The organism is Zoogloea oryzae (genome assembly GCF_030161255.1).
GTDB classification, from domain to species: domain Bacteria; phylum Pseudomonadota; class Gammaproteobacteria; order Burkholderiales; family Rhodocyclaceae; genus Zoogloea; species Zoogloea oryzae.
This window is the reverse complement of the sequence record NZ_BSPX01000100.1, coordinates 1-11,434: the sequence shown is the minus strand read 5'-3', so window position 1 is coordinate 11,434 and position 11,434 is coordinate 1. Positions and strand designations below refer to the sequence as shown.

Sequence of the window (11,434 nt, the reverse complement as noted above, 5' to 3'; positions counted from 1 at the left end):
CGGCTTCTTCGGTCTGCTGCGCCCGGCAGCCCGCACGGCCGGCCCCGATACCCGTCCGGCGGCGCTCCGGCTGCTCGCATCCATCGGCAGAGGTGGTGGCCTGTGGGCGGTGAGCCTGGACGTCGCCCGCTGCACGGGCTGCGCGGTGTGCGCCCGGCTGTGCCCCGAGGGCGCCATCGACTGGCTGGAAGCGGGCGCGGAGGCCGGGCTGCGCCTGCGCATGGAGCGCTGTACCGGCTGCAACCTGTGCGTCGACGCCTGCGACCAGGGTGCCCTCCGGCCTGGGCGGGCCGCTGGCGGGGTGGTCGTCGCGTTCTTTCATGACACCACCTGTAGCCGCTGCTCCGCCACCTTCCGCCATCCCGCCGGCCATCGGGCGCCGCCCCTGTGCCCGGTCTGCCGGACAGGCGCCCGGCGCCCGGACAGGCTGGTGGTAGACTGAAAAATACCGCTGACTTCCCCTCACGCATGAGCCTGCTATCCCGACTGTGGTTTGCCACGCCCCTCGCGCGACGCCTGATGCTGGTCCTGATGCTGGCCCTGCTGTGCGCCTCGGGCATGCTCGTCGGGGGCGCCCTGTGGATTTCGGGCACGGCCCTGCAGGTGGAGCACGAAAGCTCCGCCCGCCGCCTTGCCGGCCTGTTTGAAGCCAGCCTGCAGTCGGCCATGCTGCGTCGTGATCTGTCGGGGCTGGCCGAGATCCTCGTCCAGCTGGGCGGCCTGCCCGGCGTGCAGTTTGCGGCGCTGCTCAATCCGGCTGGCGAGGTGCGCTTCGCCTCCCGCGACGCCGATCAGGGCAGTCTCCACCCGGAATGGGTGCGCGATCTGTGCCTCACCGCGGGCTGCATGGTGTCGCCGCCGCGGCTGGATACCCTGGATGCCGGCAAGGCCGGCCTGCTGCGCATTGCCTACCCGATCCGCAACCAGCCGCGTTGCGGCGGCTGCCACGGCGCCGTCGACACCCATCCGGTCAATGGCGTGCTGGTGGTCGAGTTCGTGCCGCCCTCCGAAGGCAGCGGCGCGGCCCAGTTGCAGCGTCTGCTGCCCCTGGGGCTGGCGGCCCTGTGCCTGCTGGCCTTGGCCATCTGGTGGGTGGTGCGGCGGGAGGTGCTGACGCCGGTGGGCACGCTCGCCGGCGTGGCCGGGCGGCTCGCCGATGGCGATCTCTCGGCGCGGGTCGGCAGCCTCTCTGGCGGCGAACTGGGCCGCCTGGGCGACGAAGTGGACGCGATGACCCGACGCCTCGGCGAGATGCTCGACCAGGCCGGCCAGCAGGGCGCCTTCCTGCAGGGGCTGGTGGATGCGGCGCCCGACCCGATGGTCGTGATCGGCGACGACTACCGCATCGTGCTCGCCAACCGGGCCTATTCCGAGCTCGTCCAGCTGCCCCTCGAGGCGATCCGCGGCGAGCGGTGTCACCGCATCGGCCGCCAGCTGGACGAACCCTGTCCGGTCACGCTGGTCACCTGTCCGCTGGCCGAGCTGCGCGCCCGGCCGGACGCCCTGCGCACCGTGATGAGCTTCAAACGGCCCGACGGCAGCCCGGTGAGCGTCGAGATCCACGCCGCCCCCCTGGTGGGGCCGGACGGGCGCCGGCTGGTGGTCGAGGCGATCCGCTCCCTCGACGATCAGGTGCGCTTCTCCCAGGAGCAGCGGCTGTCGGCGGTGGGCCTGCTGGCCAACGGCGTGGCCCACGAGATCCACAACCCGCTGGCGTCGATCCGCCTGGCGCTGCAGTCCAGCCTGCGCGGGCTGCGGGATGGCTCGATGGGCGCCGCCGAAGTCACCGAATACCTCGAGCTGGTGGACGCCGAGATCGACCGCTGCGTGCTCATCACCCAGCGCCTGATGACCCTCAGCCACCCGCCCGGGCCAACCCGCCCGGTGCTCGTCGGGGCCGCCATCGACGACATGGTGGCGCTGCTCGCCGAGGAGGCCCGCAGCGCCCGCGTGAAGGTGAACCTCGATCTCCAGCCCGCCGACGCCCGGGTGCGTGGCGACGAGGCGGAGATGCGCCAGGTGGCCCTCAACCTGTTTCAGAACGCCTTTCACGCCATGCCTGACGGCGGCACGCTCGACATCCGCCTGCGCCGCGAGGATGACTTCCATCACCTCACGGTGCGCGACAGCGGGGTCGGCATTCCGGTCGAGGAGCAGCCCCTGATCTTCATGCCCTTCTTCAGCCGCCGGGCCGATGGCCGCCGCGGCTCCGGCCTCGGCCTCGCCATCTGCAAGGCCATCCTCGAACGCCACGGCGGGCGGATCAGCGTCGAGAGCCAGGCGGGGCAGGGCAGCACCTTCCATGTCTTCCTGGCCTGTGCCGACGGAGAAAACCCATGAACGCACCGGTCACCCATTCGATCCTGGTGATCGAGGACGATGCGGTGCTCAACCGCCTGCTCCTCAAGACCCTCGCCCGCAGCGGCTTCGACATGCACAGCGCCCAGACCTGGGCCGAAGCCCGGGCGCGCATCGACGAGGTGGCGCCGGATCTGGTGCTGCTCGACATGAACCTGCCCGACGCGCGGGATTTCGGGCCCCTCACCGACATCGCCCAGACCCGCCCGGTCATCATGCTCACCGCTTACGGCTCGATCAATCAGGCCGTCGAGGCGATGCGCCTGGGGGCGGTGGATTACCTGGTCAAGCCGGTCAACCTGGCCGAGCTCGAGCTGGTCATCCAGCGGGCGCTGGAGGGCTCCCGCCTGCGCGCCGGCGACGCCCTCAAGGCCGCCATGCGGGGCCTGGTGGACGACCCGATGGTGGGCGGCAGCGAACCCATGCGCCAGGTGCGCAGCCTCATCGAGGCGGTGGCCGACGACGACGTGACCGTGCTGGTGCGCGGCGAAAGCGGCGCCGGCAAGGAGCTGGTGGCCCGCGCCGTGCATGACGCCGGCCAGCGGCGCGACGGGCACTTCGTGGCGGTGGATTGCTGCACCCTGCAGGAAACCCTCTTCGAGACCGAACTCTTCGGCCACGAGCGAGGCGCCTTCACCGGGGCTGACCGGCGCAAGCCCGGCCTCATCGAAGCCGCCACCGAGGGCACCCTGTTCCTCGACGAGATCGGCGAGATCGGCCCGTCGATCCAGGCCAAGCTGCTGCGCGTCCTCGAGACCGGGCGTTTCCGGCGGGTCGGCGCCACCACCGACCTGCGCGCCAACGCCCGGGTGGTGGTCGCCACCAACCGCGATCTCGCCCAGATGGTGCGCGAAGGCCGCTTCCGGGCCGATCTGTATTACCGCCTGTCGGCCTTCGAGATCACCGTGCCGCCGCTGCGCGACCGGCGCGACGACATCCCCCGGCTGGTGGATCACTTTGCCCGCGCCCGGGCCCGCAACGGCCGTCAGGTCGAGTTCTCCGACGAGGCCCTGGCGCGCCTCCTCAGCTACGACTGGCCGGGCAACGTGCGCGAGCTGCGCAACGTGGTCGAGCGGGCGCTGATCCTCGCCAGCCGTACCGGCCTCGTCGGCCCCGAGCACCTGCCGCCCCTGCGCGATCCGGGATTCGACGCCGCCCCTGCGGCCAGCGGCCCGGTGACCATCCACGGCGAACCGACCCTCGACGAGATCGAGCGCCACTACCTGGCCGAGCTGCTGGACCGCCACCAGGGCAACCGGCGCCGGGTGGCCGAGGCGATGGGCGTCTCGGAGCGCACCGCCTACCGGATGCTCGAACGCCACGGCTTCAAGGGCCGCGGCGACGGCGGCGAGGTCTGAGCGCCGTCATCCGGCCCGACCATCCGGCGTACTGTCCGGCGTGAATTTGGTTGTGCGCCGCGTCACATCTCCGCCCTGACCGCGCAAAAGCTTGCGCCACGTCAAAATCCGGCTTTGCGCCGGGGCCTTATGATGGCTCCATTGTTGCGCTGCACACGCCCGAATCCAGGTCGGGCCGCCATGAAAGCCGAATGCCGTTCCACCTGCCCGCCATGCCGGGGGCGGGAAAGCCGAAGTAATACCCACCCGCAAGGGGTGAGGTTGCGGCTGCCGGACGTCGCCCCGATGCTGCGCTGCGGGCGCCGGCTTTCGCGTTCCGGGGCCGCCCCGGGATGCGCGATCAACGCTCTTCAAATTTCAATGGACGCGGCGCCCCACCCGTGGGGGCGGCCCGCGTCTGCCAGTCGTACCAACAGGGGGTCGCAATGACGACGTATCTCAATCTCGACGGCAACGAAGCCGCCGCACGGATGGCCTACCTCGGCAGCGAGGTGATTGCCATCTATCCGATCACCCCATCTTCCAACATGGGCGAGTGGGCCGACGAATGGGCGGCCCAGGGCAAGCCCAACCTGTGGGGCGTCGTACCCAAGATCATCGAGATGCAGTCCGAAGGCGGCGCCGCCGGCGCGCTGCACGGGGCGCTCACCTCGGGGGCGCTGGGCACCAGCTTCACCGCCAGCCAGGGTCTGCTGCTGTTCATCCCCAACCTCTACAAGATGGCCGGCGAGCTGACGCCCTTCGTGCTGCATGTGGCGGCCCGGGCGCTGGCCACCCACGCCCTGTCGATCTTCGGCGACCACTCCGACGTGATGGCCTGCCGCGCCACCGGCTGTGCGCTGCTCGCCAGCAACTCGGTGCAGGAAGCCCAGGACATGGCGCTGATCGCCCAGGCCGCCACCCTGGCCGGGCGGATTCCGGTGATCCACTTCTTCGACGGCTTCCGCACCTCCCATGAGGTCGCCAAGATCGTCGCCGTCGAGCCCGAGACCGTGCGGGCGATGATCGACGACAGCCTGGTGGCCGCCCACCGGGCCCGCGCCCTGTCGCCCGAGCACCCGGTGCTGCGCGGCACCGCCCAGAACCCGGATGTGTTCTTCCAGTCCCGCGAGCGCGCCAATCCGTTCTACGACGCCTTCCCGGCCCTCGTGCAGGCGGCCATGGATCGCTTCGGCGAACTCACCGGCCGGCATTACAAGCTGTTCGACTACGTGGGCGCGCGGGATGCCGAGCGGGTCATCGTGGTGATGGGCTCGGCCGCTGAAACCGTCGAGGAGACCGTCGAGCACCTGGTCGCCCGCGGCGAGAAGGTCGGCCTCCTCAAGCTGCGCCTGTTCCGTCCGCTGGACACCCGCGCGCTGCTGGCGGCGATCCCGGCGAGCGCCCGATCCATCGCCGTGCTTGACCGCTGCAAGGAACCCGGCGCCGACGGCGAGCCGCTCTACAAGGACATCATCACCGCCTTCGCCGAAGCCGCCGCCGACGGCGACCGCCCGATGCCGCGGGTGATCGGCGGCCGCTACGGGCTGGCGAGCAAGGAGTTCACCCCGGGCATGGTGGCCGCGGTGTTCGCCGAGCTGGGCAAGGCGAAGCCGAAGCGCCAATTCACCGTGGGCATCGTGGACGATGTGACCCACCTGTCGCTGGCCTGGGATGAGGCCTTCCGCTCGGATGCCTCGCGCCGCCTGCAGCACGCGGTGTTCTGGGGCCTGGGCGCCGACGGCACCGTGTCGGCCAACAAGAACTCCATCAAGATCGTCGGCGAATCCACCGCGCTGCAGGCCCAGGGCTACTTCGTGTATGACTCGAAGAAGTCCGGCGCCGTCACGGTGTCGCACCTGCGCTTTGGCGACGCGCCGATCCGCTCCAGCTATCTGGTGGAAGAGGACATGGCCGGCTTCGTGGCTTGTCACCAGACGGTGTTCGTCGAGCGCTACGACCTGCTCGCCCACGCGGCGCCGGGCGGGGTCTTCCTGCTCAACACGCCGGACGCGCCCGACTCGGTGTGGGCTGGCCTGCCCGCCGCCATGCGCGCCGGCATCGCCGCCAAGGGCCTCAAGCTGTGGGTGATCGACGCCTACAAGGTGGCCCAGGAGGCCGGCATGGGGCGGCGCATCAACACCATCATGCAGACCTGCTTCTTCGCCATCTCGGGCATCCTGCCCCGCGACGAAGCCATCGCCGCCATCAAGAAGGCGGTGGACAAGACCTACGGCAGGAAGAGCAAGCGCCTGGCAGACCTCAACCACCGCGCCATCGACGTGACCCTCGCCAACCTCCATGCGGTGCCGATGGGTGCTGCCAGCGAGGGCGCCGCCCCCATCGTGCTGCCACCGGATGCCGCCCAGCCGGCCTTCGTGCGGGATTTCACCCTGCCCATCTACCGGGGCGAGGGCAACCGCCTGCCGGTGTCGGCGATGCCCATCGACGGCACCTTCCCGACCGGCACCGCCAAGTTCGAGAAGCGCAATATCGGGCTGGAAATCCCGGTGTGGGAGGCCGACCTGTGCACCCAGTGCGGTAAGTGCGTGTTCGTCTGCCCCCACTCGGCGATCCGCGCCCGGGCCTTTCCGGCGGAGGCCGCCGCCGATGCGCCGCCGACGTTCAAGCACGTGCCCGCCAAGAGCAAGGATTTCCCGGCCGGCACCCACATCAGCTACCAGGTGGCGCCGGAGGATTGCACCGGCTGCGGCGATTGCGTTGAAGCCTGCCCGATCCACGACAAGTCCAACATCAGCCGGCTGGCGGTGAACATGGCGCCCATCGGCCCTCTGCGCGAGCCGGAGCGCGAGAACTTCGACTTCTTCCTCAAGCTGCCGGATTTCGACCGCAGCCTGCTCAAGCACGGCACCATCCCCGGCGCGATGCTGCTCGACCCGCTGTTCGAGTTTTCCGGCGCCTGCGCCGGCTGCGGCGAGACGCCCTACATCCGGCTCGCCACCCAGCTCTTCGGCGACCGCATGCTGGTGGCCAACGCCACCGGCTGCTCGTCGATCTACGGCGCCAACCTGCCCAGCACACCCTGGACGGTGAACGGCGCCGGCCGCGGCCCGGCGTGGTCCAACTCGCTGTTCGAGGACAACGCCGAGTTCGGCCTGGGCATGCGCCTCGCCGCCGACCAGCTGATGGCCTACGGGATGCAGCTGGTGAAGGAGATGGAAGCGGAGATCGGCGGCGATCTCGCCAGCGCCATCGTCAATGCCGACCAACGCAGCGAGCCGGGCATCCGCGCCCAGCGGGAGCGGGTTGCCGCGCTGCTGAGCAAACTCGCCGCTGGCAGCCACCCGAGGGCGGCCGAGCTCGCGTCCCTCGCCGAATGGCTGATCCGCCGTTCGGTGTGGATCATCGGCGGCGACGGCTGGGCCTACGACATCGGCTACGGCGGGCTCGACCACGTGCTGGCGCTGTCCTACGACGTGAACATCCTGGTGCTCGACACCGAGGTGTATTCCAACACCGGCGGCCAGACCTCCAAGGCCACCCCGGTGGGCGCGGTGGCCAAGTTCTCGGCGGGCGGCAAGGCCACCGCCAAGAAGGATCTGGCCCGTATCGCCTCGGACTACGGCCATGTGTATGTGGCCACCGTGGCCTACGGCGCCAAGGACGTGCACACCCTCAAGGTCTTCCACGAGGCCGAGAGCCACGACGGCCCGTCGCTGATCGTCGCCTACAGCCCGTGCATCGCCCACGGGGTGGACATGCTCTACAACCAGCGCCAGCAGGACATGGCGGTCAAGTCCGGCCACTGGCCGCTGTTCCGCTACGACCCACGGCTTGAGGCCGCCGGCAGCAACCCGTTCAAGCTCGATTCGGCGCCGCCCAGCCAGCCCATCAAGACCTTCATGGACAGCGAGACCCGCTTCGCGATGCTCGCCCGCAGCCACCCGGAGGCCGCCGAACGCCTCATGGCCGAAGCCCAGAAGGAAGCCGACCGCCGCTTCAAGACCTACCAGGATCTCGCCGCCGGCCACGCGCCTGCCGCGCCCAAGGAGAGCTGAAATGATCGACCTGTCCACGACTTACCTGGGCCTGCCGCTCAAGAACCCGCTGGTGCCGTCCTCGTCGCCCCTGTGCAAGCACCTGGATAGCGTGCTTCAGCTGGAAGACGCCGGCGCCGCGGCCATCGTGCTGCACTCCTTCTACGAGGAAGAGCTGATCGCCGAAGACGCGATGGCCGACCGCTTCCTGCTCCACGCCGAACTCCACGACGGCGAATCCGCCGGTTTCCTGCCCGACCACGGCAGCTACGAGAGCGCCATCGACCGCTACCTCGAACACCTGCGCCGGGTGAAGGCGCGTGTCGGCATTCCGGTGATCGCCAGCCTCAACGGCGTCACGCCCTCGGGCTGGGTCGATCTGGGCCGCGAGTTGGAAGCCGCCGGCGCCGATGCGCTGGAGCTCAACGTCTATCACATCGCCGCCGACCCCAACGAGACCGGCGACGCCGTCGAGGCCCGCTACCTGGCCCTGCTCACCGAGCTCAAGCGCACGGTGGCGGTGCCGGTGGTGATGAAGCTGCCGCCTTTCTTCGCGTCGCTGCCCAACTTCGTGCGCCGGCTGGAGGCGGGTGGCGCGGCGGGCGTGTCGCTGTTCAACCGCTTCTTCCAGCCGGACATCGACCTGGACAGCCTCGAGATGGTGGATCGGCTCGAGCTCTCCAGCCCCGACGAGGCCCTGCTGCGCATCCGCTGGATCGCCATCCTGCGCGCCCAGACGCGCATCACCCTGGCCGCCACCGGCGGCGTGTATGGCTACCAGGAAGCCCTCAAGCTGCTGCTGGCCGGGGCCGACGTGGTGCATCTGGCGTCCTGCCTGCTGGAGCACGGCCCGGCCCGGCTCACCCAGATCCTCCACGACCTGCGCGCCTGGATGGCCGACCGCGAGTACGAATCGGTGGCCCAGCTCAAGGGCAGCATGTGCCAGGCCAACCTGCGCGACGCAAGCAGCCTGGCCCGCCAGAGCTACATCCGGGTGCTCGACAGCTTCACCCCACGGCCGGGGGTGTGGCGCTGAGGGCCGCGCTGGCACATTGACATTTCGGACGGCCGCCGCAAGCATGGGCGGCCGTGGTTTTTTCAGCCTGCCCATGTCGATCTCTCTCACGCTCGCGCCCGTACTGCGCGCCCGCCTTGCCGCCGGGCTGGCGGCGCTGGCGCTGGCCGGTTGCAGCGACGAAACGCGCTCGCCCGCCGACTGGGCGCCCCTCGACATCCCCAGGGGCAAGGGCTGCCCGCAGCTCGCCGGGCAGTATCTCAACGACGACCCGCTGGTCTTTCTGGCGCTGGTCACCCAGCATCTGCCGCGCGAAGCCCAGCGGCGCCGCTGGTTCGACGTGACGCTGAGCGGCAGCGTCGAGGCCGGCCTGCAACTGCAGCTCGGCGCGCCCGGCAGCGAAGGGGCGAGCACCATCCGCCTGCAGCCCGCCGCCGAGGCCTGCCACGATGGCTGGCTGCAGCTCAGCTGGCCGTACATGCTCATCGAGCGGGATGACCCGCTTTACCGCGACCTGCAGGGCGAGGGCTACAAGGAGCTCTACGTGGCCCGGGATTCCGCCGGCAATCTGGTGGCCCGGCAGGTCACCGCCAACTACCTGGAGTTTCCGGTGTGGTGCGGCGACGGCTGCAAGTACCTGCGGATTCCCTTCACCCGCAGCGAGCAAGTGCGCTGGCGCCGGCTGTCGGCGATGGGCGCGCTGCCGTCGGATCGCCCCGGCCCTGATATCGGCACGTCCGAACTCCGGCGCCGCGTCTCCACGGCGCTGCCGCCCGGCACCTTGCTTGACGGCATCGACGCCCAGGGTGCCGGCTTCGTGGCGCGCATCCGCTCCGGCGAGGAAGCCGGCGTGGATGCCTTCATGGACGAACTCTCCACCGCCCCGTGGGTGCATTCGGTACGCCGCGAGCCCAGCCCCGGCGCCCGTGGCAAGGACGGGCGCTACGCCGAGCGGGTGTGGTTCAGCCTGCGCTGACGCCACCGACAGGCCGGGCTGCGGCCCATCGCCGCTAAAATGGCGGGCCGACTTTTCCTCTGCCTGCCCCGCCCATGGAAGCCTCCACCCGCATTGTCCTCGTCACCGGCGCCACCATGGCCAAGCCGGACCCGGAAACCCACCTGCTCGTCGCCGCGCTCGCCCAGATCGGCGTCGAGGCCGTCGTCGTCCCGTGGGACAGCCCGGAAGACTGGGCCGCCTACCCGCTGGTGGTGGTGCGCACCCCGTGGGACTACTTCCGCCGCCTGCCCGAGTTCCTCGCCTGGGCCAAGCGGACCAGCCAGCTCACCGCCTTCGTCAATCCCGTGTCGGTGATCGAATGGAACAGCCACAAGGCCTACCTGCGCGAGCTCGCCGCCAAGGGCATCCCCACCGTGCCCACGTTGTGGCTTGACGGCGGCGCGGCGGACGGCACCGCCCGGCTCGCCGCCACCGGCTGGGGCGAGGTGGTGGTGAAACCGGCGGTATCGATCGGTGCCATCGGCGCCCTCAAGGCCCACGCCACCGATCCGGCCTGCCTCGCCCACCTGGCCGCGCTGCTGGCCGAGGGCGATGTGCTGGTCCAGCCCTTCATCGAGAGCGTCGCCGCCCAGGGCGAGGTGTCGCTGATCTACTTCGGCGGCGCCTTCTCCCACGCCATCCGCAAGCAACCCGCGGCGGGCGACTACCGGGTGCAGGACATGTACGGCGGCACCAATCACCCCTACCAGCCGGCCGCCGACGAGGTGGAACTGGCCACCCTGGCCCTCTCCGCCACCCCGGCCCCGACCACCTACGCCCGGGTCGATATGGTGCGCCTGCAGGGTGGCCGCCCGGCGGTGATGGAGCTGGAGCTCATCGAGCCCGAGCTCTTCCTCGGCGTCGCACCCGACGCCCCCGCACGCTTCGCCGAGGTGCTGCTGCGCTGCGCAGGTTAGGCCCGATGTCCCCTGTAGGTCGGACTTCAGTCCGACAATTCGTGCATGACCAAGCCGTGGTGTCGGACTGAAGTCCGACCTACAGTCCGGCCTACAGGTCCGGCCTACGGAAGGGCGGCTCGGGGGATTCCCGGGGCGAGGGCGTCCGGTCTGCCATACCCTCGCGTCGGTCTGCGGGATGGTCCGGCCTTTCTCTTTTCTCCTCGCGAGCACCCCGGAGCCTCTCGTGCCCTGTCCGCGAGCTCCTCGCGAGGGTCTTGGGGATAGGGGCGTTCTGTCCGTCGGATAGTCGCATTGCTGCTTTTTTGTGCTCCCGAGAGACTCGGCGTGTGTCATGCCCTGTCCAAAAGCTGCTCGCGAGCAGCTCCGGGATAGGGCAGTCCTGTCGGCCGGATGGTCGGGTTGCTGCTTTTTGGTGCTCGCGAGGAGCTCCGGGATGGGGAGGGCGGGCTTTGTGCATGTCGGGAGGTGCTGCCGGGCTTTTGGCGTGGTTCGGACTTCAGTCCGGCCTCTGTCGCGTGACCAACCCTTGATGTCGGACTGAAGTCCGACCTACAGGGCAGGGGCTCTCCGTCGTTCGCGCCCTACCGAGCCATGCGCTGGCGCACCGCGTCCAGGTTGCGCCGGACGCGCGCATCGTCCGGCATCAGGGTGGCGGCGCGCTCCAGTTCGGCGACGGCCTCGGCCCAGCGGCCGGCCTTGCCGGCAATCAGCCCGAGGGCGAAATGCAGCGGGCCGGGCTGGCTGGATGCCGGCACGCCGTCCCGCAGCAGTCGCGTGGCCGCGTCGCCCCGGCCCTGATCCACCAGCAG

The 11,434-nt window shown here is 70.2% G+C and carries 7 protein-coding genes and 1 pseudogene; 7 read left to right on the top strand and 1 reads right to left on the bottom strand.

The features are described 5' to 3' along the window. The 7 genes from QQK25_RS20815 to QQK25_RS20785 all read left to right on the top strand — a co-directional run. Positions 1 to 442, top strand: a 442-nt coding sequence (locus tag QQK25_RS20815) for a 4Fe-4S dicluster domain-containing protein (RefSeq protein ID WP_284189685.1), incomplete at its 5' end; no start/stop codon positions are given. A gap of 26 nt (positions 443 to 468) precedes the next feature. Continuing rightward, positions 469 to 2,340, top strand: coding sequence for a sensor histidine kinase (locus QQK25_RS20810; RefSeq protein ID WP_284189684.1), 1,872 nt, complete (start codon positions 469 to 471; stop codon positions 2,338 to 2,340). Beyond that, positions 2,337 to 3,716, top strand: coding sequence for a sigma-54-dependent transcriptional regulator (locus tag QQK25_RS20805; protein ID WP_284189683.1), 1,380 nt, complete (start codon positions 2,337 to 2,339; stop codon positions 3,714 to 3,716). The genes QQK25_RS20810 and QQK25_RS20805 overlap by 4 nt, the downstream gene beginning before the upstream one ends. A 425-nt stretch (positions 3,717 to 4,141) precedes the next feature. Next, positions 4,142 to 7,714 carry a pyruvate:ferredoxin (flavodoxin) oxidoreductase gene (gene nifJ / locus QQK25_RS20800; RefSeq protein WP_284189682.1) on the top strand — a complete coding sequence of 1,191 codons (3,573 nt, stop codon included), beginning with the start codon at positions 4,142 to 4,144 and terminating at the stop codon, positions 7,712 to 7,714. Between the two features lies 1 nt (position 7,715). Then, entirely contained in the window at positions 7,716 to 8,729 is a 1,014-nt protein-coding gene (locus QQK25_RS20795; RefSeq protein ID WP_284189681.1) for a dihydroorotate dehydrogenase-like protein, read from the top strand. 73 nt (positions 8,730 to 8,802) lie between these two features. Further along, the gene (locus QQK25_RS20790; RefSeq protein WP_284189680.1) at positions 8,803 to 9,684 is read left to right on the top strand and encodes a hypothetical protein; all 882 of its coding nucleotides are present in this window, start codon (positions 8,803 to 8,805) and stop codon (positions 9,682 to 9,684) included. 74 nt (positions 9,685 to 9,758) lie between these two features. Further along, on the top strand, positions 9,759 to 10,622 hold the full coding sequence (locus tag QQK25_RS20785; RefSeq protein WP_284189679.1) for an ATP-grasp domain-containing protein: 864 nt from the start codon (positions 9,759 to 9,761) through the stop codon (positions 10,620 to 10,622). A gap of 584 nt (positions 10,623 to 11,206) precedes the next feature. On the opposite strand, the pseudogene QQK25_RS20780 reads toward QQK25_RS20785, so the two are convergent. Continuing rightward, positions 11,207 to 11,434: pseudogene (locus QQK25_RS20780) on the bottom strand (cytochrome c3 family protein); the annotation flags it as partial.